Annotated in this window: 20 protein-coding genes; 12 read left to right on the forward strand and 8 right to left on the reverse strand. The window is 57.6% G+C overall.

Annotated elements, in window-relative coordinates:
• Window positions 1-251: 251 nt before the first annotated feature.
• From proV to proX, 3 genes are read left to right on the forward strand one after another with little or no spacing between them, the layout of a single operon-like run.
• On the forward strand, window positions 252-1,448 hold the full coding sequence (gene proV / locus G5193_RS04350; RefSeq protein WP_216953005.1) for a glycine betaine/L-proline ABC transporter ATP-binding protein ProV: 1,197 nt from the start codon (window positions 252-254) through the stop codon (window positions 1,446-1,448).
• On the forward strand, window positions 1,445-2,599 hold the full coding sequence (gene proW / locus G5193_RS04355) for a glycine betaine/L-proline ABC transporter permease ProW (protein ID WP_216953006.1): 1,155 nt from the start codon (window positions 1,445-1,447) through the stop codon (window positions 2,597-2,599). Before proV ends, proW begins: the two co-directional genes overlap by 4 nt.
• Window positions 2,596-3,594: a glycine betaine/L-proline ABC transporter substrate-binding protein ProX gene (proX, locus tag G5193_RS04360; protein ID WP_421205081.1), complete on the forward strand. Its 999-nt coding sequence runs from the start codon at window positions 2,596-2,598 to the stop codon at window positions 3,592-3,594. The genes proW and proX overlap by 4 nt, the downstream gene beginning before the upstream one ends.
• A 93-nt stretch (window positions 3,595-3,687) precedes the next feature.
• On the opposite strand, the gene G5193_RS04365 is transcribed toward proX, so the two are convergent.
• From G5193_RS04365 to G5193_RS04375, 3 genes are read right to left on the reverse strand one after another with little or no spacing between them, the layout of a single operon-like run.
• On the reverse strand, window positions 3,688-4,470 hold the full coding sequence (locus G5193_RS04365; protein WP_421205083.1) for a phosphoadenylyl-sulfate reductase: 783 nt from the start codon (window positions 4,468-4,470) through the stop codon (window positions 3,688-3,690).
• Window positions 4,460-6,184, reverse strand: coding sequence for an assimilatory sulfite reductase (NADPH) hemoprotein subunit (gene cysI / locus G5193_RS04370; RefSeq protein WP_421205084.1), 1,725 nt, complete (start codon window positions 6,182-6,184; stop codon window positions 4,460-4,462). Before cysI ends, G5193_RS04365 begins: the two co-directional genes overlap by 11 nt.
• Window positions 6,184-7,974, reverse strand: a complete 1,791-nt coding sequence (locus G5193_RS04375; RefSeq protein ID WP_421205086.1) for an assimilatory sulfite reductase (NADPH) flavoprotein subunit — start codon at window positions 7,972-7,974, stop codon at window positions 6,184-6,186. Before G5193_RS04375 ends, cysI begins: the two co-directional genes overlap by 1 nt.
• Window positions 7,975-8,163: 189 nt before the next feature.
• On the opposite strand from G5193_RS04375, the gene G5193_RS04380 reads away from it, so the two are divergent.
• Window positions 8,164-8,970: a PhzF family phenazine biosynthesis protein gene (locus tag G5193_RS04380; protein ID WP_421205088.1), complete on the forward strand. Its 807-nt coding sequence runs from the start codon at window positions 8,164-8,166 to the stop codon at window positions 8,968-8,970.
• 120 nt (window positions 8,971-9,090) lie between these two features.
• On the opposite strand, the gene lysS is transcribed toward G5193_RS04380, so the two are convergent.
• Window positions 9,091-10,626: a lysine--tRNA ligase gene (lysS, locus tag G5193_RS04385; protein ID WP_421205090.1), complete on the reverse strand. Its 1,536-nt coding sequence runs from the start codon at window positions 10,624-10,626 to the stop codon at window positions 9,091-9,093.
• Window positions 10,627-10,642: 16 nt separating this feature from the next.
• Window positions 10,643-11,741 (reverse strand): peptide chain release factor 2 gene (gene prfB / locus G5193_RS04390; protein WP_100645262.1). Its coding sequence is split into 2 segments (ribosomal slippage): window positions 10,643-11,665 and window positions 11,667-11,741, totalling 1,098 coding nucleotides; the frame shifts between segments, so codons are not numbered across the junction.
• Between the two features lie 256 nt (window positions 11,742-11,997).
• On the opposite strand from prfB, the gene G5193_RS04395 reads away from it, so the two are divergent.
• Complete coding sequence (locus tag G5193_RS04395) at window positions 11,998-13,869, forward strand: methyl-accepting chemotaxis protein (RefSeq protein ID WP_319920118.1); 1,872 nt, start codon at window positions 11,998-12,000, stop codon at window positions 13,867-13,869.
• Window positions 13,870-14,100: 231 nt separating this feature from the next.
• Here the strand turns inward: G5193_RS04395 and gltS are convergent, their stop codons facing one another.
• Complete coding sequence (gltS, locus tag G5193_RS04400) at window positions 14,101-15,300, reverse strand: sodium/glutamate symporter (RefSeq protein ID WP_108614086.1); 1,200 nt, start codon at window positions 15,298-15,300, stop codon at window positions 14,101-14,103.
• Between the two features lie 446 nt (window positions 15,301-15,746).
• Here gltS and ansA point away from each other — a divergent pair, with 446 nt between their 5' ends.
• Window positions 15,747-16,754 carry an asparaginase gene (ansA, locus tag G5193_RS04405; RefSeq protein WP_005335195.1) on the forward strand — a complete coding sequence of 336 codons (1,008 nt, stop codon included), beginning with the start codon at window positions 15,747-15,749 and terminating at the stop codon, window positions 16,752-16,754.
• Between the two features lie 262 nt (window positions 16,755-17,016).
• Here ansA and G5193_RS04410 read toward each other — a convergent pair whose 3' ends face one another.
• Window positions 17,017-17,310 (reverse strand): YeaC family protein, encoded by a 294-nt coding sequence (locus G5193_RS04410; RefSeq protein WP_005335194.1) that lies wholly within the window; start codon window positions 17,308-17,310, stop codon window positions 17,017-17,019.
• A 72-nt stretch (window positions 17,311-17,382) separates the two neighbouring features.
• Window positions 17,383-18,816 carry a glyceraldehyde-3-phosphate dehydrogenase gene (locus tag G5193_RS04415; protein WP_421205092.1) on the reverse strand — a complete coding sequence of 478 codons (1,434 nt, stop codon included), beginning with the start codon at window positions 18,814-18,816 and terminating at the stop codon, window positions 17,383-17,385.
• A gap of 211 nt (window positions 18,817-19,027) precedes the next feature.
• On the opposite strand from G5193_RS04415, the gene G5193_RS04420 reads away from it, so the two are divergent.
• The 6 genes from G5193_RS04420 (at window position 19,028) to G5193_RS04445 (ending at window position 25,054) form a co-directional block, all read left to right on the forward strand.
• Window positions 19,028-19,828 (forward strand): DUF2989 domain-containing protein, encoded by an 801-nt coding sequence (locus tag G5193_RS04420; protein WP_421205094.1) that lies wholly within the window; start codon window positions 19,028-19,030, stop codon window positions 19,826-19,828.
• A gap of 7 nt (window positions 19,829-19,835) precedes the next feature.
• The gene (locus G5193_RS04425) at window positions 19,836-20,396 is read left to right on the forward strand and encodes an NUDIX domain-containing protein (protein WP_421205095.1); all 561 of its coding nucleotides are present in this window, start codon (window positions 19,836-19,838) and stop codon (window positions 20,394-20,396) included.
• Window positions 20,397-20,647: 251 nt separating this feature from the next.
• On the forward strand, window positions 20,648-21,298 hold the full coding sequence (locus tag G5193_RS04430) for a TnsA endonuclease N-terminal domain-containing protein (protein WP_094698524.1): 651 nt from the start codon (window positions 20,648-20,650) through the stop codon (window positions 21,296-21,298).
• Window positions 21,295-23,172 carry a Mu transposase C-terminal domain-containing protein gene (locus G5193_RS04435; protein ID WP_421205097.1) on the forward strand — a complete coding sequence of 626 codons (1,878 nt, stop codon included), beginning with the start codon at window positions 21,295-21,297 and terminating at the stop codon, window positions 23,170-23,172. Before G5193_RS04430 ends, G5193_RS04435 begins: the two co-directional genes overlap by 4 nt.
• The gene (locus tag G5193_RS04440; RefSeq protein WP_421205099.1) at window positions 23,172-24,068 is read left to right on the forward strand and encodes a TniB family NTP-binding protein; all 897 of its coding nucleotides are present in this window, start codon (window positions 23,172-23,174) and stop codon (window positions 24,066-24,068) included. Before G5193_RS04435 ends, G5193_RS04440 begins: the two co-directional genes overlap by 1 nt.
• Entirely contained in the window at window positions 24,068-25,054 is a 987-nt protein-coding gene (locus G5193_RS04445) for a TniQ family protein (protein ID WP_421205100.1), read from the forward strand. The genes G5193_RS04440 and G5193_RS04445 overlap by 1 nt, the downstream gene beginning before the upstream one ends.
• The last annotated feature ends 13 nt before the right edge of the window (window positions 25,055-25,067 follow it).

Consider the following 25,067-nt stretch of genomic DNA (forward strand, 5'->3'; position numbering starts at 1 on the left):
TTTTGATTGTTTTTGAATGATTTTTCCCGGTGCATCTTCGTTTTATATGGAAGATTTTATGGATAAGACCAGGCTTTGTTCGGTTTTTATTGATAAAAATAACTTTTTAAAATCAATTGTTTATTTTGTGGTTTGCCTTTGGGGACTCTATTGGTCCTTTTGTTTTGGGTGTTTATTGCTTAGTGTAAAAAGCAGTTGGCTCGCGTTCGGCAGGTTAATCACCAAGATGTCGACCATGAAAAAAGGACAGTATGACAGTCAAACTCGAGGTTAAATCACTCTACAAAATCTTCGGCGATCAGCCGGAAAAAGCGTTCAAATTGCTGGCGAAAGGGCATGACCGCGCCAGCATCCTGCAAAAAACCGGGCAGACCCTGGGGGTCCAGGATGTCAATCTGGCCATCGACGAAGGGGAGATCTTCGTGGTGATGGGCCTCTCCGGCTCGGGCAAATCCACCCTGGTGCGTCTCTTCAACCGGCTGATCGAGCCGACCCGCGGCCAGGTACTGATCGATGGCGAGGACATCGCCGCCATCTCCGACGGCGAGCTGCGTCAGGTGCGGCGCAAGAAGATCAGCATGGTATTCCAGTCCTTCGCCCTGATGCCGCACCTGAGCGTGCTGGAAAACACCGCCTTCGGGCTGGAGCTGGCCGGTGTGCCGCTGGCGGAGCGCCAGCAGAGCGCCCGCCAGGCGCTCCATCAGGTGGGGTTGGGTCAGTGGATCGATGCCTTCCCCGATGCCCTCTCCGGCGGCATGAAGCAGCGGGTCGGCCTGGCCCGCGCACTCGCCAACGACCCTGACATCCTGCTGATGGACGAGGCTTTTTCGGCGCTGGATCCGCTGATCCGCACCGAGATGCAGGACGAGCTGCTCAAGCTGCAGGCCAGCCAGCAGCGCACCATCGTCTTCATCTCTCACGATCTGGACGAGGCGATGCGTATCGGCGATCGCATCGCCATCATGCAGGACGGCCAGCTGGTGCAGGTCGGCACCCCGGACGAGATCCTCAACCAGCCCGCCAATGACTATGTGCGCGCCTTCTTTCGCGGGGTGGATCTGGCCAACGTGTTCAGCGCCCGCGACGTGGCCAGCCGCAAGCAGATGCCGCTCATCAAGAAGCACACCACCGACGGGCCGGGCAACGCCCTGCGCCAGCTCAAGGAGCAGGAGCGGGAGTTCGGTTACGTGGTGGATCGCCGGCGTCGCTTCATCGGGGTCGTCTCGGTGGAGTCGCTCGGTCATGCAGTCAGGGCCAAAGGCAGCCTGGAGCAGGCGCTGCTGGCGGACATCCGGCCCATTATGGCGGACACCGCCCTCAACGAACTGATCAGCCAGGTGGCGGCCGCCCCCTGTCAGGTGCCCGTGGTCGAGGAGGATGGCACTTATCTGGGCCTCATCTCCAAGGCCAACCTGCTGAACACTCTGGACAGGAGTACCCCGGCATGAAGCTGATGAATCCCAATTTTTTACTGAGCGGGCTGCTGGCCCTGGTGCTGCTGGCGAGCCCCGCCCTGCGTGCCGATGAGGTGGCGGCCGACCCTTGGGGCGCCACGGCTTCTAGTGCCACCGAGGTGGCCGATCCCTGGAGTGATACCGCCACCGCCGCCACCGACTGGCAGAACCAGATCGAGACGGTGGATACCACAGCTGCCGTCGACTGGCTGGATCCCTTCCAGCAGGCGTTGGTGCCACTGGACAGCTGGGTCGAGGATGGCATCGGCTGGCTGGTGGACAACCTGCGTCCCGTGTTTCAGCTGATCCGTGCACCGGTGGAGCTGGCGCTGGGCGGCATGACCCATCTGCTGCAGACGGTACCTTCCACCCTGATGATCGGTCTGCTGACCCTGATCGCCTGGCAACTGGTGAACGCTCGCATGGCGCTGGGAACCCTGTTCTCGCTAGTGGTGGTGGGCCTTATCGGCGCCTGGTCCGATGCCATGGTGACCCTGTCGCTGGTGCTGACCTCGCTGTTCTTCTGCGTGCTGATCGGGCTGCCGGTCGGCATCCTGCTGGCGAGGAGCGAGCGACTGTCGCGCTGGACACGGCCGCTGCTGGATGCGATGCAGACTACCCCGGCCTTCGTCTACCTCATCCCCATCGTCATGCTGTTCGGTATCGGCAACGTGCCCGGGGTGGTGGTGACCGTCATCTTCGCGCTGCCGCCGATGATCCGGCTGACCATGCTGGGCATTCGCCAGGTGCCTGCGGATCTGGTTGAGGCGGCCCACTCGTTCGGTGCCAGCCCCTCTCAGCTGCTGTTCAAGGTACAACTGCCGCTCGCCATGCCCACCATCATGGCCGGGGTCAACCAGACCCTGATGCTGGCACTCTCCATGGTGGTGATCGCCTCCATGATTGCGGTGGGGGGCCTCGGCCAGATGGTGCTGCGCGGCATCGGCCGGCTCGACATGGGGCTCGCCTCCATCGGCGGCCTCGGCATCGTATTGCTGGCCATCGTGCTCGACCGCCTGACCCAGGCGATGGGACAGCCGGATCGCAGTCGTACCGGCCGCTGGTATCAGCGCGGCCCCGCCGCCCTGCTGCTGCGCCTGCTCGGCCGCGACAAGTCTATCGATTACAAAGGAGTAAATGCATGAGGCTCATTACCAAGACGCTGACCCTGGGTTCCCTGCTGTTGAGCTCCCAACTGCTCGGCCCGTTCGCCATGGCCAGCACCGAGCTGCCGGGGGAGGGAGTGCGCGTCCAGCCCCTGCAGAGCTCGTTGCCGGAGGAGAGTTTTCAGACCCTGTTGGTCAGCAAGCTGATGGCGCGCCTCGGCTATGACGTCCAGCCGGCCCAGGAGGTGGATTACAACGTGGCCTACGCCTCGGTGGCGCAGGGGGATGGCACCTTCCTCGCCTTCAACTGGATACCGCTGCAAAACAACAAGTATGAGCAGGCTGGCGGCGACAAGGTGTTCTTCCGTGAGGGCACCTATGTGGCCGGGGCCGCCCAGGGCTATCTCATCGACAAGCAGACCGCGACTCGCTACGGCATCACCAATCTGGGTCAGCTCAAGGATCCCAAGCTGGCGGCGCTGTTTGACGGCGATGGCGACGGCAAGGCCGACCTAGTGGGTTGCAATCCGGGCTGGGGCTGCGAAGAGGCGATCAACCGTCATCTGGCCGGGTTTGGCCTGACCCCGACCGTCACTCACAAGCAGGGCAACTACGCGGCGCTGATCGCCGATACCCGTGCCCGTTACCAGGCCGGCAAGCCGGTGCTCTACTACACCTGGACCCCCTACTGGCTCAGCAGCGAGCTGGTGCCGGGCAAGGACGTGGTGTGGCTGGAGGTGCCCGCCGACGGCCCTGATGCGGCCAAGACCCGGCTGCCGAACGGCAAGAACTATGGCTTCCCGGTCAACACCATGCATATAGTGGCCAACAAGCAGTTCGCCGAGGCCAACCCGGCAGCCGCCAGGCTGTTCTCCATCGTCAAGCTTCCGCTCAATGACATCAACGTGCAGAACGGCCTGATGAACAAGGGGCAGAACAAGCCGGCGGATGTGGAGCGTCACGCCGACGCCTGGCTCAAGGGCCACGAGGTGCTGGTGAACGACTGGCTGACCCAGGCGCGCGCCGCCAAGTAATGAGGGGTGGAATGCCACCCTTTTGCGCAAATTAAAACGCCCGGCTGTTGCCGGGCGTTTTTTTATGAAAGCCGTGCGGGTGGACAGCTTGGCTCAGATGCCTGAGCCGTCGTTCTCGCCATTTTCCTCGTGCAAACCGCACTCGCGCTTGAGGCCGAAGAAGCGGGTCTGCTCCTCGCTCATGCCCGGCTCCCACTTGGCGGTGGTGTGGATATCGCCCACCGAGAGATAACCCTGCTCCCACAGCGGGTGGTAGGGGAGGTCGAACTCCTTGAAGTAGTAGAAGACATCCTTGTTGCTCCAGTCGATCACCGGCAGGAACTTATAGCGGCCGCGCTGGATGCCCAACACCGGCAGCTTGCCACGGCTGCCGGACTGCTCCCGGCGCAGGCCGGAGAACCAGGTCTGGGCCCCCAGCTCACGCAGGGCGCGGTCCATCGGCTCCACCTTGTTGAGCTGGTTGTAGCGGGTGATGCCCTCTACCCCCTGCTCCCACAAGAGACCAAATCGCGCCTCCTGCCAGGCGGGGCTGAGCTCGGCCCGATAGATCTTGAGATTTAGCGCGAGGCGCTCGGTCAGCTCGTCGATAAAGCGGTAGGTCTCGGGGAAGAGATAACCGGTATCGGTCAGCACCACCGGCACATCGGCCCGCTCGCGGCTCACCAGATGGAGCATCAGCGCCGCCTGAATGCCGAAGCTGGAGGAGAGCACATGCTCCCCCGGCAGATTGGCCAGGGCCCAGCGCACCCGCTCGGGGGCGCTCATGGTATCCAGCTCGCGGTTGAGGGGCGCCAGCGCCTCGGCCTGCTCTTCACGGCCGAGGGCCAGCAGTGCCTGCAGGTCAAGGCGGCCATCTTCAGTGACATTAAGCGGCATAGAAGTCTCTCGCAGAGTCGATAACGGGGGCAATTACCCCAACCCGGATCACGAAGTCGCCGAAGCACTCACCCTGATTTCGCTCGGTGGCCCAGCGGCCGATCAACGCGTCGAGTTCGGCCAAAATCTGCGGCTCGGTGATGTTCTCGAGGTGCAGGCGCGGAATGCGGGTCCCCTCCAGATTGCCCCCCAGATGCAGGTTGTAGCGGCCCGGCGCCTTGCCCACCAGACCTACTTCCGCCAGCATGGCGCGGCCGCAGCCGTTGGGGCAACCGGTGACCCGGAAGATGATGGCGTCATCCGCCAGCCCATGTTTGGTGAGCAAGCCCTCGATGTCGGTGACAAACGCCGGCAGCATGCGCTCCGCCTCGGCCATCGCCAGCGGGCAGGTAGGCAGGGCCACACAAGCCATGGACTGCTTGCGCTGCTCGCTCACGCCGTCATCCAGCAGGCCGTATTGGCGTGCCAGCCCTTCGATGCGGGCCTTCTCGCTGGCAGGCACCCCGGCGATGATCAGGTTTTGGTTGGCGGTCAGGCGAAAATCCCCCTGATGCACCTTGGCGATCTCCAGCATGCCGGTTTTGAGCGGCTTGCCCGGGAAGTCCAGCAGGCGGCCATTCTCGATAAACAGGGTGAGGTGGTGCTTGCCGTCGATCCCCTCGACCCAACCGAAGCGATCGCCCCGGCTGGTGAACTCATAGGGGCGAACCGGTCCGAACTGGATGCCAGCTCGGCTCTCCACCTCGGCCTTGAACGCTTCGACGCCGACACGCTCTAGGGTGTACTTGGTCTTGGCGTTCTTGCGGTTAACCCGGTTACCCCAGTCGCGCTGGGTGCTGACGACGGCGGCGGCCACCTCCAGCACGTGAGAGAGCGGAATAAAGCCAAAATCGCTCGCCTTGCGCGGGTAGGTGCTGGTGTCGCCGTGGGTCATGGCCAGGCCGCCGCCCACCAGCACGTTGAAGCCTACCAGCTTGCCGTGTTCGGCAATCGCCACGAAGTTGAGATCGTTGGCGTGGATATCCACGTCGTTGTGGGGCGGGATCACCACGGTCGTCTTGAATTTGCGCGGCAGGTAGTTGGAACCCAGGATCGGCTCCTCATCCTGCCCCAGTTTTTCACCGTCCAGCCAGATTTCCACGTAGGCGCGGGTCTTGGGCAGCAGATGCTCGGAGATCTTCTTGGCCCACTCGTAGGCTTCCTGATGCAGCTCGGACTCCACCGGGTTGCTGGTGCATAGCACGTTGCGGTTCACGTCGCCGGCGGTGGCGATGGAGTCGATGCCGGTGCTGTGAAGGGTCTGGTGCATCAGCTTGATGTCGCGCTTCAATACCCCGTGGAACTGGAAGGTCTGACGGGTGGTCAGGCGTATGCTGCCGTAGAGGCTGTGCTCTTCGGCGAACTTGTCGATGATCTGCCACTGGGCCGGGGTGATGATCCCACCCGGCAGGCGGGCACGCAACATGACGTTGTGCAGCGGCTCCAGCTTCTGGGCAGCGCGCTCCGGGCGGATGTCACGGTCATCCTGCTGATACATGCCGTGAAAGCGGATAAGCTGGAAGTTGTCGCCGTTGAAGCCGCCGGTGAGCGGGTCCTGCAGATCCTGCTCAATGGTGCCGCGCAGGAAGTTGCTCTCGCGCTTGAGGCGCTCGTTGTCGGCCAGCGGCCCTTCGACCGGTCCCGCTTTTGGGTGAGAAAGAGGTTGTTTGCTCATCAATAGACATCCCTTTGATAACGTTTGGCACGACGCAATTCGCTCAAATACTCTTCTGCTTCCTCACGGCTCTTGTGGCCGTGTTCGGCAATCACTTCCAGCAGGGCCTCCTGCACATCCTTGGCCATCTTGTTGGCGTCGCCACACACATAGACGTGAGCACCTGCTTCCAGCCACAGGTAGAGCTCCTGGCCCGCTTCACGCAGGCGATCCTGCACATAAATCTTGTTGGCCTGATCCCGGCTGAAGGCTAGCGAGATCTTCGACAGCAGCCCCGATTTCACATAACGCTGCCACTCCACCTGATAGAGGAAATCCTGGGTAAAGTGGGGGTTGCCGAAGAAGAGCCAGTTCTTGCCTTCCGCGCCCTGAGCTTCCCGTTCCTGCATAAAGGCGCGGAACGGGGCGATGCCGGTGCCCGGCCCCACCATGATGACGGGGGTGTCGGGGTTTTGCGGCAGGCGGAAGTTGTCGTTGTGCTCGACGAATACCCGTACCTCGCCATCCTCAATCAGCCGATCCGCCAGATAGGAGGAGGCTGCGCCAGAGCGCACGGTGCCATCTTCCTGTGGGTAGCGCACCACGCCGACGGTCAGGTGTACCTCCTCTTCCACCTCGCTTTGGGCGGAGGCGATGGAATAGAGGCGCGGGGTGAGGGGGCGCAGCAGGCTGACCAGCAGCTCGGCTGTGAGGGCGGTCGGGAAGCGTTTGAGCACATCCACCACCTGGGCGGAGGCCACCAGTGCATTGACCTGGGCCTTGTCGCCCGCCAGATCTTTCAGCGCTGCGTTGTCCGATATATCAGCGAGCCCTGTGATAAAGCCGCCGTGCAGCCGGGTCAGTTCGAAGTGACTGGTCAGGGCTGCGCGCAAGGTGCCGTGGGCCGTGGCTTCATCGCCAGAGAGGCCGGTCAGGGCCAGCACTTCGCCCACCAGTTCGGCGTCATTGTCGAACCAGACACCGAGGGCATCCCCCGGCTGATAGGTGAGGCCGGAGTCGGCCAGATTGATCTCGATATGGCGGATATCCTTGGTGGAATCCCGGCCGGTGATCTTCTGATTGACCGACAGGCGGGCAGGGAAGGGATTCTCCTTGCTGTATTGGCTGTGGCCAACCGCCTGCTGCACCGCGCTTGTCACGCTGCTGCTGGCCGCTCCGGTAGAGAGGGTCGTGGCAATGGCGTTGAGCGCCTGTTCGCTCCAGCTCTTGGCTGCATCCTGATAATCCACATCGAGGCTGGCGAGCTCATAAACCCGCTTGGCCCCTGCTTTGGCGAGGAAGTCGTCAAAATCTTTGCCGGTCTGGCAGAAAAATTCGTAGGAGCTGTCACCCAGCCCCAGTACCGCGAACTTGAGCCCGTCCAGCTTGCCAATCTTGCCTTTTTTAAGCTGCTCGAACAGATCGACGGCGCTCTCCGGCGGTTCACCCTCCCCGTAAGTGCTCACTACCACCAGCAGGTGGCTCTCTTTCTTGAGCTGCTTGGGTTTGTAGTCGACCATCGACGCTAGGGTGACGGGGAGGCCTCGGGCCTCGGCCTGCGCCTTGATGGCAGTGGCGACCCCTTTGGCGTTGCCGGTCTGGGAGCCGTAGAGAATGGTCAGGCTGCCGCTGGGCGCAGCCACGGCGGCGCTGGCAGCAACGTTCTGGTGACCGGTCTGGGAGAGGCCGTAGAGATATCCGCTCACCCAAGCCAGTTGCTGGGTATTGAGAGTCGAGAGTACCTGGCCCAGCTGACGTTGCTGCTCGTCAGAGAGGGGGGAGAGGTTGAATGGGGAATCCTTCAATTGCATCACACGCGTCTTCCATGGTCTGATTTTTGGCCAGATTAAAGGGCGTGTTGGATAACAACAAAGAATAAAAATGTCTTCTTTATTCTATTAATGCATTAAAGGGGCAGAGGTACGCCTGTTCCCGCAGCAAAAGAGGGGCGTGGTATAAAGGGCGTTAAATGAGAGCCACTTGATAACACAGGAAGTGCCATGTCCAATATCAGATTGTTTCATGTCAATGCGTTCAGTCGGCAGCCCCTTGGTGGCAACCCCGCAGTGGTTGTATTGGGACCCGCCCTGCCGGATGCCAGCCAGCTGGCGATGGCGGCCGAGTTCAACCTCTCCGAGACAGCCTTTCTGGTACAACTTGGCAGAGCCCATTATCAGTTGCGCTGGTTCACGCCGAAAGTCGAGGTTGATCTCTGCGGTCATGGCACCTTGGCGGCTGCTCATGTGTTGTGGCAGACAGGGGCGGTAGCTGCACACGAGACTATCCGCTTCGAGACCCGTAGTGGTGAGCTGCTGGCCCAGCGCGAAGATGAGTGGATTTGGCTCGATTTTCCGCGTGTCGCATTGACTCCACTGACTCTGGACCTCGCCTATGCTGCCGCGCTCGGCTGCCAACCAAGACAAACCCTGGCGGCCGGGGCCAAGTTCTTGCTGGAACTGGCAAGTGAAGAGGAAATCCGTGCGCTTTTGCCAGATTTTCATGCTCTGCGTGCTTTGCCGGGACGGGGGGTGATAGTGACGGCGCCCTCAAACGACCCGAACCATGACTTTGTCTCCCGCTATTTCGCCCCTTGGGTGGGCGTCGATGAGGATCCGGTCACTGGTTCCAACCACTGCGCTCTGGTGCCCTTCTGGGCCGAACGGCTTGGTAAACGGCAACTGCGGGCCCGTCAGATTTCGGCCCGTGGTGGTGAGTTGCGGCTTGAACTGCAGGAGGCGCGGGTACTGATGGCCGGTCAGGCCGTCACCTTGTGGCAGGGAGAGTGGCTGCTACCGCCAGCCTCATAAGCGGTAAGCATTCGTCAATTGTTGTGAGCATTATAAAAAAACGCCCCGCAGTCGCGGGGCGTTTTTATGGGCTATCACGCTCGGGATTGACCCAAGGGATTTAGCTGGCTTCTGTGGGCCTTACTTCTGCGGACGCAGGGCAGGGAACAGAATAACGTCACGGATGGTGTGGCTGTTGGTGAACAGCATGACCAGACGGTCGATACCGATACCCTGACCGGCCGTCGGCGGCAGGCCGTGTTCCAGTGCGGTGACGAAGTCTGCGTCGTAGAACATGGCTTCGTCGTCGCCAGCTTCTTTCTGATCAACCTGATCCTGGAAGCGCTTGGCCTGATCTTCTGCATCGTTCAGCTCGGAGAAGCCGTTGGCCAGCTCGCGGCCACCGATGAAGAATTCGAAGCGGTCGGTTACGTCCGGGTTCACGTCGTTGCGGCGAGCCAGCGGAGAAACGGCAGCCGGGTACTCGGTGATGAAGGTCGGTTGCAGCAGCATGTGCTCCACGGTCTCTTCGAAGATCGCGGTGATCACGTGGCCCAGCTCCCATCCCTTCATCAGCTCGATGTGCAGACGCTTGGCAACGGCCTTGGCGCTCTCCAGGGTAGCCAGATCGTCCAGAGTTACGTCCGGGTTGAACTTCAGGATGGACTCGACCATGGTGAGGCGCTGGAACGGCTGACCGAAATCGATGGTCAGGCCCTCTTCGCCCTCTTTGGCGTAACGGATCTTGGTGTTGCCCAGAATGTCTTGCGCCAGGGTGCGCAGCAGCTCTTCGGTCAGGTCCATCAGATCGATGTAGTCGGCGTAGGCCATGTAGAACTCGATCATGGTGAACTCGGGGTTGTGACGAACCGAGATACCTTCGTTACGGAAGTTGCGGTTGATCTCGTAGACACGCTCGAAACCACCGACCACCAGACGCTTCAGATAGAGCTCCGGAGCGATACGCAGGTACATGTCGATGTCCAGCGCATTGTGGTGAGTGACGAACGGACGCGCGGAGGCACCACCAGGGATGACTTGCATCATCGGGGTTTCCACTTCCATGAAGCGCTTTTCGTTGAAGAACTTGCGGATACCGGCAACCACCTGGGTGCGGATCATGAAGGTCTTGCGGGACTCTTCGTTGGCGATCAGATCCAGGTAGCGCTGGCGGCAGCGAGCTTCCTGGTCGGTCAGGCCCTTGTGCTTCTCGGGCAGCGGACGCAGTGCCTTGGTCAGCAGGCGGATATCGGAAACGTGAACGGAGAGCTCACCGGTCTGGGTCTTGAACAGGGTACCTTCGACACCCACGATGTCGCCCAGATCCCACTTCTTGAACTGCTCGTTGTAGAAACCTTCCGGCAGGTCGTCACGGGTGACGTAGACCTGGATCTTGCCGGCCATGTCCTGCAGGGTGGCGAAAGAAGCCTTGCCCATGATCCGGCGGGTCATGATGCGACCGGCAATCTTCACCCGTTTACCCAGGCTCGTCAGCTCCTCGGCGCTTTTGTCGTCGAACTCTGCGTGCAGATCGCCAGAGAGGCTGTCGCGACGGAAGTCGTTGGGGAAAGGATTACCCTGGGCGCGCAGGGCGGCCAGCTTGGAACGACGCTCGGTCATCTCGTTGTTGAGTTCGAGAGTTTGGTCGACTTCCGGAGTGATGGTTTGTTCAGACATGGTGATTCCTGCTTGTTTACAGACCTGATTTCAGGCTGGCTTCGATAAACTTGTCCAAGTCACCGTCGAGCACCGATTGGGTATTACGGGTTTCGACGCCGGTGCGCAGATCCTTGATACGGGAGTCATCCAGCACATAGGAACGGATCTGGCTGCCCCAACCGATATCAGACTTGGTCTCTTCCAGGGCTTGTTTCTCAGCGTTCTGCTTCTGAATTTCCAGCTCGTAGAGCTTGGCTTTCAGCTGCTTCATACACTGGTCTTTGTTTTTGTGCTGGGAACGGTCGTTCTGGCACTGTACCACGACACCGGTCGGAACGTGGGTAATACGTACCGCGGATTCGGTTCGGTTAACGTGCTGACCACCGGCACCGGAGGCACGGTAGACGTCGATCCGCAGATCCGCCGGGTTGATCTCGATATCGATATCGTCGTCGATCTCGGGGTAGACGAACACAGAACAGAAGGAGGTGTGACGGCGGCCACCGGAATCGAACGGAGACTTGCGAACCAGACGGTGTACGCCGGTTTCGGTACGCAGCCAGCCGAATGCATATTCGCCGGTGAACTTGATGGTGGCGGATTTGATACCAGCCACGTCGCCTTCGGAGCATTCAATCAGCTCGGGCTTGTAGCCGTGGGCATCGCCCCAGCGCAGGTACATGCGCAGCACCATGTTGGCCCAATCCTGCGCTTCGGTACCACCGGAGCCGGATTGAATATCGATATAGCAGTCGGAGCCGTCGTGCTGGCCGGAGAACATACGGCGGAACTCGAGGTCCACCAGCTTGGCTTCCAGCTGTTCGGATTCGGCGATGGCTTCGTTGAAGGTCTCTTCGTCTTCCCCTTCCACGGCCAGGCTCACCAGCATCTCGACGTCATCCACGCCCTGGGTCAGGGTGTCGATGGTGCCGACCACGTTTTCCAGCGCGACGCGCTCTTTGCCCAGCGCCTGTGCGCGCTCGGGTTCATTCCATACGTCCGGCTGTTCCAGCTCGGCGTTGACCTCTTCTAGACGCTCTTTCTTGGCGTCATAGTCAAAGGTACCCCCTAAGAAGCTCGGTCCGCTCAGACAGCTCCTTAAGTTTATTTAATACGGGATTAACTTCGAACATCGTGAAAACTCTCAGGGTCGATGTGATTTAAAAACGGGATATTCTAGCCAATTGTGGAAGGAATAAACAGGGTTGCCTTGGCTTGTGCGGCTCATGCCGTCAATTTCTGGTGCACTTTTCTCCACCTCGGTAGAAAATATCGCCCGCAGACCCATTTTCAGGTTCAGTTTTGGCCATTCGGGTCGCTAATGACTACGTGTAGTGTTGTGCAATTCAGGGAAAAACCCGCTCCTCACCTCAATAAGAAGAACACATGATGAAAAACCTGTCACTCAAGCAGAAGATACTGTTGTCAGTGGTGATCGCCCTTTCGTTGGTGATTTTGTTGCTCTCCTGGCAGAGCTATAGCAGCCAGAAGTCCCTGTTGCTGCAAGGCAGCCAGGAGCAGTTGCAACGGCTGGGTACCCAGCAGGCCGAGCGTGTCAGCGACTGGCTCGCCGCCCGTCGCGACGTGATCCAGGCGCTCGGCAACAAGGCCGGTGCCGACCCCCTCAATGCCTTGCAACAGGCACAAGTTTCCGGCCGTTTCCAGCTCACCTATTTCGGTGAGAGCAGCGGCAAGATGAATGACTCCGATCCCTCCATCAACCGCGATGGCTACGACCCGCGCTCCCGCGGCTGGTATCAGGAGGCGATGAGCAAAGGTGGCCTGATTGTCACCAAACCCTATCTCGATGTGGCTTACAACATCATGGTGGTGACCCTTGCCCAGCCGGTTTCTGGCGGCGTCGTCGGTGGTGACCTCTCCATCGCCTCGCTGGTGGAAGACGTGACCAAGATGCAGCTGCCTGCCGACGGTTTCGCCATCATGATGCACAAGGATGGCACCATCATCGCCTACAAGGATGCTGCCAAGGCGATGAAACCGGCCAGCGAGATCGACAACGATCTGACCAACGCGCTGATCGAGCAGAGCAAGTCGAGCAAAGAGCTGGTGCCAGCTTATTTTGACAACGAAGGTCGAGACAAGCTGCTGTGGGCGGCCGATATCCCCGACACGGATTGGGAACTGGTGCTGGTGCTGGACAAGGCCGCGCTGGAAGCGCCGCTCTCCTCCCTGCTGATGACCCAGCTGGGCATGGCGCTGCTGGTGCTGGTGGGTAGCATCCTCGCTATCTCCTGGCTGGTCAGCATGCTGCTTGGCCCGCTCACCAAGGTCTCCCAGGCACTGGCTCGTATTGCCGATGGTAACGGCGATCTGACCCAGCGCATCAAGATCGACGCCAACGACGAAGTGGGCCAACTGGCCAACAGCTTCAACCGTTTCGTCGGCAGCCAGCATCAGCTGATCGGCAATATCCGTCAGCTGGCCAACGAGTTGAACGCCGATGCCGAGCGCAGTCTGGTGACCAACCAGGCCGCGGTGGACGAGCTGCAGCGTCAGCAGCAGGAGGTGACCATGGTCGCCACTGCGGTCACCGAGATGGCGAGCGCCACCATGGAGATCGCCGGCAACGCCGAGAACACCGCCGCCGCTGCCCAGCAATCTGCCCAGAGCAGTGAGCAGGGCAAGATGCTGGTCAACAAGACCCGCCAGTCCATCAATGGTCTGGCTGAAGAGGTGGGGCAGGCGACCGAGGTGATCGGCGAGCTGAGCCGTCACGCGCAGGCGATCACCAGCATTCTCTCCACCATTCAGGGGATTGCCGAGCAGACCAACCTGCTGGCGTTGAACGCGGCCATCGAAGCGGCCCGTGCTGGTGAGCAGGGTCGTGGTTTTGCGGTGGTGGCTGACGAGGTGCGGGTGCTGTCTCGCCGTACTCAGGACTCCACCCAGCAGATCCAGTCCACCATCGAGACCCTGCAACAGACCACCGCCCGCGCGGTGAGCCTGATGCAGACCAGTCAGGGGCTGGCGGACAACAGCGTGCAGGATGCGGATCAGGCGGTGCGCGCACTGGAAGAGATCACCAGTGCCATCTCCCTCATCTCCGACATGGCGGGCCAGATCGCCACTGCCGCTGAGGAGCAGACCCAGGTGACCGGCGAGATCACCCAGAACACCACCGCCATCAAGGATGTGAGTGACGAGATCACCGCCGCCGCCATGCGCGATCTGGATCAGGCCCAGAGTCTCAAGGGACGGGCAGCTGACCTTAACCAGCAGGTGTCGACCTTTATCCTGTAAGGTGCAACTCTCGGCCTGTTCCGGCTGAGATAAAAAAGCCCCGCCCTCTGTCGAGTGCGGGGCTTTTTGTTGTTCGGGGAAGTGCGGGATATAGGGATTCCGGGTTGCTCGCGGGTCACCCTGGTGGCGGATACGAGCCCCGGCTCTGCCTGCGTCACCTGGCGAGTCGATAACAAACAAAGAGCCCACCGAAAGGTGGGCTCTGATCATATACGTCTGACGGAAAGGGAATTACAGGAATGGCATCGCCATAAACAGCTTGATCACCATGGCGTTGATGATGTCGATAAAGAAGGCGCCCACCATGGGCACCACCAGAAACGCCAGGTGGGAGGGACCGAAGCGCTGGGTGATGGCCTGCATGTTGGCGATGGCGGTCGGGGTGGCCCCGAGGCCAAAGCCGCAGTGACCTGCCGCCAGCACGGCTGCATCATAGTTGCTGCCCATGACCCGGAAGGTGACGAAGATGGCGTAGAGCGCCATTGCCACGGTCTGGGCGGCCAGCAGAATGAAGATGGGCAGGGCCAGGCTGGCCAGATCCCACAATTTCAGGCTCATCAGTGCCATGGCGAGGAACAGCGACAGGCTGACGTTGCCCAGCAGGGAGACCTCGCGATCGCTCACCTCATGCCAGTTCAGCAGGGTCAGGACGTTGCGCAGCAGCACGCCGACAAACAGCACGCAGACAAAGATCGGCAGCTCGAAGGCGCCCCCTTTGAGAGAGGCCGAGAGCAGCTCGCCACCCTTGAGGCTGATGGCTATCAATGCCAGCGTTTCGATAACGCTGAAAGTGGTGAGGGGGCGCTCCATATCTGGCATTTCGAAGCCCTGGGGGGCCTCATCCTGATTGTGCTCCTCACCGGGCACCTGCACTTTCTTCACCAGATAGCGAGCCACCGGGCCGCCGATCAGGCCGCCCAGCACCAGACCGAAGGTGGCGCAGGCGATGGCGAGTTCGGCAGCGGATTGCACGCCGTATTTCTCGGAGAAGGTGGCACTCCAGGCCGCCCCGGTGCCGTGGCCGCCGGAGAGAGTGATGGAGCCGGCCAGCAGCCCCATATGGGGATCCAGACCGAGCAGGGTCGCCAGACCGACACCCAGACTGTTCTGCACCAGCAGCAGGCCGGTGACCACCATCAGGAAGGTAACCACCGCCTTGCCGCCGCGTTTCAGGCTGGCGAGATCGGCGGAGAGACCGATGGAGGCGAAGAAGGCCAGCATCAGCGGGGTTTGCAGGCTGGTATCAAATTGCAGCTCCATCTGCAGGGTGGAGCGCAGCAGCAGCAGTACCAGCGCGACCACCAGGCCGCCGGCTACCGGTTTGGGGATGTTGAAGGTACGCAGCAGCCCGACTCGGGTAACCAACACCCGGCCAAGCAGCAATACCAGAGTGGCAGCGACCAGCGTTGCGTAGGAATCAAGTTGTAACATTCAGTACTCCCATGTTGATTGGCTGTGTCTTTCATAGCAAAAGACTTACAGATTCAGCCGGGATGAAAACAGTGTGGCTCATGCGCCAACAAAGAAGGGGAAACATCTCCCCGCCCCAGGAAAGATGGGGCTTGTGCGGGCCTGAAATGCTCAGGCATCCAGATGAGATTTTAGTAAAATCCGGCGGATTGTAGCAAAAAGCATCGTTTAATTCCATCTTTGTCGTATTAATGCTCGTTTTAGTGGTTTATTGTGACATTTAGCACTATGTAGGTAGAGGGCAGAAAAGCCGAAAAGGGTGCATGGAACGGCTGTCATTTGGGGCGCCAGTCTCTATAATTCGCCGGTTTCCGCTGCACGCAGAGGCGCTGGCGGGCGTTGACATTGTGGTTCACCCCGACATGGTTCATGTTCCGGCGGTGTTCACTTCATCAAGAGGAGAGGGTGTGAAGAAGTCTATCTACATTGCCTACACAGGCGGCACCATTGGGATGCAGCGTTCCGATCACGGCTACGTGCCGATGGCGGGCTTTATGGAAGACTGTCTGGCGCGGATGCCCGAGTTCCACCGCCCCGAGATGCCGGATTACCATATCCACGAATATGCGCCCCTCATCGACTCCTCCGACATGACCCCGGCGGATTGGCAGCGCATCGCCGAGGATATTCGCGACAACTACGAGAAATACGATGGTTTCGTGATCCTGCACGGCACCGACACCATGTCGTTCACCGCCTCGGCGCTCTCCTTCATGCTGGAAGATCTGCACAAGCCGGTCATCATCACCGGCTCCCAGATCCCGTTGGCCGAGTTGCGCTCCGACGGTCAGCAGAATCTGCTCAACGCCCTCTATATCGCGGCCAACTACCCGATCCACGAGGTGACGCTGTTCTTCAACAACCAGCTCTATCGCGGCAACCGCAGCAAGAAGGTGCATGCAGACGGCTTCCACGCCTTCGACTCCCCCAACTATCCGCCGCTGCTCAATGCCGGGATCGCCATCTCGCTGGAGGCGGGCGAGCTGGGCGTGCCCTCCGAGCGGCCGCTGGTGCTGCACGACATCACCCCCCAGCCCATCGGCGTGGTGACCCTCTATCCGGGGATCTCCAGCGAGGTGATCGCCAACATCCTGCAACAGCCGGTGAAGGCGCTGATCCTGCTGTCATTCGGGGTCGGCAATGCGCCGCAAAACCCGGCCATGCTGGCGCTGCTCTCCGAGGCTTCGGCCCGCGGCGTCATCATCGTCAACCTGAGCCAGTGCCTGCACGGCAAGGTCAATATGGGGGGCTATGCCACCGGCAACGCCCTGTCGCGGGCTGGGGTGATCTCGGGCTTTGACATGACCGCTGAAGCTGCACTCACCAAGCTGCACTTCCTGCTGAGCCAAGACTTGCCATCCCACCGCATTCGCGAGCTGATGCAGCAGTCCCTGCGCGGGGAGCTGACTCCCTAAGCGATGCGGCCCTCACCCTAACCCTCTCCCGGCGGGAGAGGGGATAGCTCGAGGTGCGGTTGGCCGCAAGGCTTGCCATGAAGAGCGTTGGCAGGTGGCCCGTTCACTGTTCGCAGGTGCGAGCCTGCTCCCTTCTCCCCCTGGCGGGAGAAGGGTTGGGGATGAGGGGGATGAGTCACCCGGCATCGATAGGAAAAAAGAGGGGAGCCATCATGGCTCCCCTCTCTGTTGTGGCCGCCACGAGCGGCCTGCCGGGTCAGGCTCAGTGGTTGAGGTCGACCCGCACTATCTCTTCCTCATCGCGATACTGACGCTTGAGCTCGCTCTTGCTCTTCATCACAATCTCGCCGTCACGGCCGATGTTCATGTGCTCGGGATTGTCGAGGTGCATCGCCTGCCAGGCCATCACGGCTTGCAGGGAGGTGGCCTTCTGCTCGTCGGTGAGGGGCTTGCCATCGGGCCACTTGCCCAGCTCGACTGCGGTCTTGAGCCGCTCGTACACCTCTTCGGGCATCTGCCTGATTGCTTGCAAAAACTCACCCTGTTGAAACGACATCCGGCCTTCTCCTTGAACTATTGAGCCATAAACTGCGGGATCTGACGGGTCATGCAGGTAGACTCTATCGGTCTATGCAGGCAGATCCTGGCGGACTACGCCAGCCATCTGCTCCATCACCCGCACTACCTGACAACTGTACCCGAACTCGTTGTCATACCATACGTAGAGCACACAATGATCCCCCTCGGCGATGGTCGCCTGGGAGTCGACGATGCCCGCATAACGGGAACCCACCATGTCGGAAGAGACCAGCTCGGTGCTGGCGCTGAAGTCGATCTGGCGATGGAGGGCCGAGCTTAACGCCATCTGCTGCAGATAGGCGTTGAGGCTCTCCCGATCGGTGGCCTGCTCCAGCGACAGGTTGATGATGGCCAGCGAGACATTGGGTGTGGGCACCCGGATGGCGTTGCCGGTCAGCTTGCCCTTGAGTTCCGGCAGCGCCTTGGTCACCGCCTTGGCGGCGCCGGTGCTGGTCATCACCATATTGAGGGCCGCGCTGCGACCGCGCCGCTCCCCCTTGTGATAGTTGTCGATGAGGTTCTGATCGTTGGTGTAGGAGTGGACCGTCTCCACGTGGCCGTGGCGGATGCCGTACTGCTCCTGCATCACCTTGAGCACCGGGGTGATGGCGTTGGTGGTGCAGGAGGCGGCGGAGATGATCTTGTCATCCGGGCCTATCACCTCATGGTTGACCCCGAACACCACGTTCTTCATCTCCCCCTTGCCGGGGGCGGTCAGCAGCACCTTGCCAGCACCGCGCGCTTTCAGGTGCTCGGAGAGGCCAGCCTCATCGCGCCAGACCCCGGTGTTGTCGACGATCAGCGCATCGTGAATGCCGTAAGCTGTGTAGTCGATGTCAGCCGGGCTATTGGCGTAGATCACCTGAATGAAGGTGCCGTTGGCGATGATGGCGCTGCGCTCCACATCCACCTCGATGGAGCCATTGAAGGGACCGTGTACCGAGTCGCGGCGCAGCAGGCTGGCGCGTTTTTCCAGATCCCCGTCGCGACCACCGCGTACCACGATGGCGCGCAGGCGCAGCGGATTGGCGGCGCCGGTACGCTCGATCAGCAGGCGGGCCAGCAGGCGGCCGATACGGCCAAAGCCGTAGAGCACCACGTCGGTCGGCTGCGGCATCTGGTTGCGGCCAAGGGCCGGTGCCAGTCGCGCTTGCAGATAGTCCTCGATCCCCGCCTCATCCTGATGATCCTGCCAGTAGCCGACTGCCAGCTTGCCAAGGTCTACCTCGGCAGCGGTGGGTTTGAGGGCAACGATGGCCTGAAGAAGGGGGAAGCTTTGCTGGATGGGGAGGGGAGCGCCCTGGTGGCGGCGGACGACCCGGTGGGCCTTGAGGATATCGATGGTGGAGGCGTTTTGCAGTGGGCGGCCGTAGAGGGTGATCTCGACCCCTTGTTGTCGGTAGAGGCGACCAATCAAGGGTTGCATGGCTTCGGCGAGCTCCTGGCTCTCCTGCCACGCTTGCAAGTAGTGCTCGTGGGTCATTGACCAGATCCTTTATTTCACGTTGTTGGTGTAAATAGAAAATTCGTCGAATGCAGATCAGTGTAGGGGTCTATATTTCGTTATATTATTCTGCAATCGCGGCCTTATATGGCGCGCGCATTGTAATGGATATGTAACCGGTTTGCTAGCCGGTGGTGGCCGACAGAGGCTTCAGTTGTTACCAACCCGCGTTACCAACAAGATGTGAATCATGGCCAATTTCCCCCTGCGACAGACCTTCATCATGCTTTCAGTCGGCCTTGCCGTAGCTGGCTGCAATGACGATCGGATCCACAATATCTGCAGCAACCATGCCGAGCTCTGTCAGGATCTGGTGGACGATGGCTGGTGTCGCTACGAGCGTACCGATGTGATCCGCAGCCGCTTCTATCTCAAGGAGGAGGGAACGGATCGGCGCAAGTACGAGCTGATGCGCAACCTTGAGCGCTATCTTAAGTGTGCCGAGCGCTCTACCAACATCGAGTATAAGAATGCCCGCGAGCAGAAGAGCCCACGGGTGGAGGGGATGCTGGCGGCTGGCGAACAGTTGGCCCAGCTCGATGTGGCCACCCGCAACTCGCAGGATCCCTACTTGCTGCTCTGGCACTGGACCAACAACACCAACGAGCTGGCCCGTCAGCAGTTTATGGCGCTGGAAGGTAACAAGGTGCTCGACGAACCGGAACTTCAGCTGGCCCTTGGCGGAGCCTACGCCAAGAGCGACCCCGAGAAAGCTATTTCCATCATGCATCACGGCCTCTCCCTCTATCGGGAAGGTGACAAGATAAACAGCCGCCTGCTCACCTCCCTCAGCACCCTCTATATGGGCCAGAAGCAGTACGGGCTGGCCTATCTGTGGGGCAAGGTGAGCGAATCGTTTCAGGATAGCCCCGAGGTCTCAGCCAAGCGTTTTGGCATCTACCACACCCTGAGCAAGACAGAGCAGGATGGTTACGATGTGCGGGCTGCCGAAATTGTCGAGCAGCTCCAGCACGGCAACTACCGGCCCTGAGGCAGTGATGACGACGTTTTCTCCGGCCAGCTGCTGGCCCAATCCGTTCGATCTCTCTTTCGTTCATGGCGAGGTACGTACCGATGGCCGTACTCTGGAGCGCCTCACGGTGCGTGCAGTGGTGCCTCGTGGCGACGAGCTGCTGCTGGTCCACTCCCGGGTCAACGGCGATCTGATGTTCCCCGGGGGCGGCATTGAAGCGGGGGAAAACCACCATGTGGCGCTGGCCCGCGAGCTGAAGGAGGAGTGCGGTGCCGAGTTGCTGGAAGTAGGGACCCTGCTTGGCGAGACCCGGGAATACCGCGCCGCCCGCGAGCCGGGGTTCGATGCCTACTGCATCCGCTCGCTCTACTACTTGTGCCGGATTGGTGATCAACTGGTGGAGCCACAGCCACAGCCCTACGAGATCCGCCTTGGCTTCGTGCCCGGCTGGTTTGGCCTCGACGAAGCGCTGCAGACCAACAAGACCCAGCTGGCGGGGCCCTGTCCCCAGTGGACGGCGCGAGAGACCCGGGTGTTGGCCCAGTTGCAACGCTGGCATCAGCAGGGGGTCTTCGACCACGGCTGATGAGTAGATCAAGCTGCAACGGTCAGTGACACCAACAGAAAGAGCGCCAATAGGCGCTCTTTCTCATTGCGAGGGTGGCGGTTACTGGCCGCTCTATCGTGCGAGGTTACTTGACCTCTGTCATTTACATCGCTTCGTTGTACTCTCATAGCCAATGTCAGCCGTTAGAGCAACGCTCCTCTGTACCAGCCCATAAATCAGGCGGCTGATGCCCGTTACCTATAATGCTATTTTGTATTGGATTGACATATATGCCGGTGCGCAAGATCCCGAAAAACTACCGCAATGTCACAGGTGTGGCCTCTCATCATAAGTCCACTGGACAGGCTATGTTCGAGTCAACACTCGAACGTGATTTCTTTACATTGCTGGAATTCGACCCAGCAGTCGCGAGCTTTGAAGTGCAGCCTGTCACCGTTCATTGGCTTGATGCGTTGGATAAGAAACGTATCTATACCCCGGATGTATTGGCCTACTTCCACAGCCCTCATCATCCAACCACCCTCTATGAAGTCAAATATCGTAGTGAACTCAAAGAATGTTGGTCAGAATTGAAACCCAAGTTTAGAGCAGCCTTGCGGTTTGCCCGTAGCAAAGGATGGAGGTTTAAGCTCATCACTGAAACAGAAGTGCGTGAAGTCAGACTGAAGAATGCAAAATTCCTGCTCCCTTTTGTTAAGAATGGGCCCGTAGCAGAAGTTGATATGGATATTCTGGACGAGGCGATCCAGACATTGAATCAATCAACACCTAAAGACCTTCTGGCCCACATATATCAGGATGAATGGAACAGAGCCCGTCTATTGCCTACGCTCTGGTATCTGATAGGAACCCGCCAGATCGCTACCGATCTCGATCAACCTCTCACCATGTCGAGTACCATTTGGAGTTTGAATCCATGAGCCATAAACAATTGGTTCTTCAGCCCGGTAAGCGGGTCAGCTACCAAGGGCGTTCATTTCGGATTGTTAAACTTCTGTCTCTGCAATTGGCTGAATTGATTGCTGAAGATAACCACGAAGTCATAAATGCCAGCATCACGAAACTACAGGCACCAGAGGCTGAAGTCATTAAACGACCGGAGTTGACACTGATTGATGACAAGGCTTGGGAAATTGCGCGAACCCGTATGAGTATCATTAAGCCGTTGCTTAATATGCCATCTAGAACCAGAGCTCTGGTAGCAGCACACGGCCAGAAGCATTCGATTTCAACCAACACTCTGTATGGTTGGATTAAGGCCTACGAGAACTCCGGCGTACTGTCATCTCTGCTACCTAAAACACGCCGGGATAAAGGAACGACCAAACTGTCGTCGGAGGTTGAAGAAATAATTAGAGAATCAATGGCGACAGACTTCCTAACATTACAGAAAAAGTCTATTCAGAAGCTTTGCGATGAAATCATCAAGCGTTGTACGGGAGCAGGAGTAGAGCCACCGCACGACAACACCATACGTAACCGTGTTAAGGCTCTCTCGCCTGAGATCGTCGTCAGTAAGCGGGAAGGCCGCAAAAAAGCAGATTTGTCATTCAAGCCACACAGAGGCTCTTTTCCCGGTGCGGATTGGCCGCTGTCTGTTGTGCAGATTGACCATACTAAGCTCGATATCATTCTTGTAGATGATCACTACAGGCAACCGATTGGTCGGCCTTGGATCACTCTGGCGTTTGATGTTTACAGCCGTATGGTGACAGGTTTCTATGTGTCGTTTGATCCGCCCAGTGCTTTATCTACCGGTCTGTGTCTGGCGCACTCAATTTTGCCAAAAGACAAATGGTTGGCCCAGAATGGCATAAAAAGTGAATGGCCTGTGTGGGGACTTCCGACCACTATTCACGTTGATAATGCAAAAGAGTTTCGGGGGGAAATGCTTCAGAAGGCTTGTGATGAGTACAATATCAACATTGAATGGCGACCAGTGGGCCGACCAAATTTTGGTGCTCATGTTGAACGTGCTCTTGGGACGTTTTCAAAAGAGATCCATACTCTGCCTGGTACAACCTTCTCAAACATACATACCAAAGGCGACTACAACTCAGAAAAACATGCCGCGTTGACCTTATCGGAGTTTGAAACTTGGCTGTCCATATATATTGCTGACGTCTACCACCAGAAAGTTCATTCTGCTTTAGGTACTGCACCCATTGATGCCTTTAAAAAGGGAATTCTAGGTGATGAGCATCAGCCGGGATGCGGCCTGCCGCCTAAGATAACGGATGAAGACAGGCTACGATTAGACTTTATGCCTTTTGAGCTCCGAACAGTTCAGGATTATGGTGTCGTTGTAGAAGAAATACATTACTACCATGATGTACTTCGGCATTGGATAAACGCCCCTGACCCAAAAGATAGCAAGCGGAAACGCAAATTCATCTTCCGGTGTGACCCTAGGGACATAAGTGTTATCTGGTTTTTTGATCCTGAAATTCAGACTTACTATCCGATCCCTTACCGGGATAACTCACATCCTGCGATCAGTATCTGGGAACTACGGGAAGCCAAGAATAAAGTGACTTCAGATAAACGCCGTCATCTGAGTGAGCGCAATATTTTTGATGCCTATGACCGAATGCGTGAAATCGAAACCGAAGCGCTAGCTAAAAGCAAGGCTGCTCGTCGAGCGAATCAACGGAGAGCTCATCACCAACAGGTTGAAAAGCCGTTTATCACGCCCCCCACAGTTGAAAGCCCAGAATCAAAATATTTGGTGATGAGTGACTCGACTTCGGTCATATCCGATATTATGCCATTTGATGAAATGGATGATTTGTAATGATTATATATAACCATTTAAATACTTCAGCTATTGAAGCGTTGGCTCTGGCGGATAAAGACAGGATCCTAAAAATACGCTCAGAGCGATGGATCGGATATCCAAAAGCAAAACAGATACTTGCCAAACTGGAGGACCTGCTGATTTACCCTAGAACCCATCGGATGCCTAATTTACTGATCGTGGGGGATACAAACAATGGTAAAACCATGTTAGTGCAGCGCTTCAAAAACTTGCACCCTGCTATCGACAATCCATCTGGAGAGGGTATTCAGGCTCCCGTTCTACTGGTTCAGGCTCCACCGGTACCTGATGAGGGGCGTTTTTATAATGCGATCCTTGAACTGTTATTCGCCCCATATCGCCCCAGCGAGCGAGTAGACAAAAAACAGTTTCAGGTAATAAAATTACTCCGTTATGTTGGTCTGAAAGTGCTCATTATCGACGAAATTCATCATATTTTGGCGGGTAATATGAACCGCCAGAAGGCATTCTTGAACGTAATTAAATATCTGGGTAACGAACTCCAAATCAGCATCATTGGTGTTGGTACCAAAGATGCCTTTCGAGCATTGCAAACAGACCCTCAGCTTTCAAACCGGTTTGAACCGATCACTTTGCCTAGATGGGAAATGGACCACGACTTCCAGAGATTGCTAGCCAGCTTTGAACGGATGCTTCCTTTGAAACAGGTTTCAAATCTTTCTCAGCAGGATATGGCATCTACTCTTTATGCCATGTCGGAAGGTTATATTGGTGAACTGTCACGCTTGCTATCAGAAGCAAGTATACTAGCTATTCATTCAGGTGCGGAGACGATTTCAGCAAAAATTCTCCAACAAGTAGACTGGACTCCGCCATCTAAACGTAAACGCCAGTTGGAAGGAGTGCGTTAATGCTGTCGGGTACACTCTGGCCTGCACACCCCCATCCGTTGCCAGGAGAATCCTTATCTTGCCTGATCGTTCGGACTGCCCATGCAAATGGCGTAAAGGTGCAAACATTTTGTGATCAAGCATTCGGAAACGATTTTCAGATATGGAACCGTGACATAGATAGAAATGCTCCAGAATGGTTGCTTAAAATAATGAGTAGTAAAGCAGGAACTCCAATAAAGAAGATCAAAAATACGACTTTTAGACTTTATGAAAAAAGGTTATTCCCAATTCTCCATACGGCAAGTTATCTCCGTTGGATCATGCCAATAAAGCATCATCACCGCCTTAATACTGGCTATGCTATTCAATATTGTCCACAATGCCTAGCTCAGGATGATATACCATATTTCAGACTAGCTTGGCGTTTGGCATTCTATACCTTTTGCCCAAAACATCAGATTATGATGGTTGATAGATGTCCCCACTGTGGGGCTTCGATTGCGTTTCATAGGATTGAATTGGGAAGGCCTAAAAAGTCACATGTTGATACGTTAGACTGTTGTTGGCAGTGTGAAAAAAAATTAAGTAGTACCTTTGTCGAAGGTGCAAATATAGCCTCGATATTTGTAAAGAATCGATGGACAAGTCTTCTTAAAACTATCGATCGGGGATTTTACCCAACTGGTTCTTTAAGTTATGTCAATTTAGCCTTGTTACACCAGATCTGTCGTTTAATCAGTTCAAAAAAATATGGTGAAGGATTTGCTAAATATATTTCGGATAAGGGGGGGAATACGATTGTGAATATGTTGTCATGTCCAGTAAATTTGGAATTAAGACCAATCCAAGAGCGGCATGTTTTAATTGAAATCGCTTTTTCACTCACAGCTAACAGAAGAAAATTAAAGAGCATGGTTAAGTTGGAAATAATTCCATTACATATGTTGTATAAGGACTTTGAGGGTGAATTGAAAGAATATACAATAAAAAACTTTCGTAATTGAAATTGTTAAAGAT

This window comes from Aeromonas sp. 601027 (assembly GCF_049174455.1).
GTDB lineage: Bacteria > Pseudomonadota > Gammaproteobacteria > Enterobacterales > Aeromonadaceae > Aeromonas > Aeromonas veronii_A.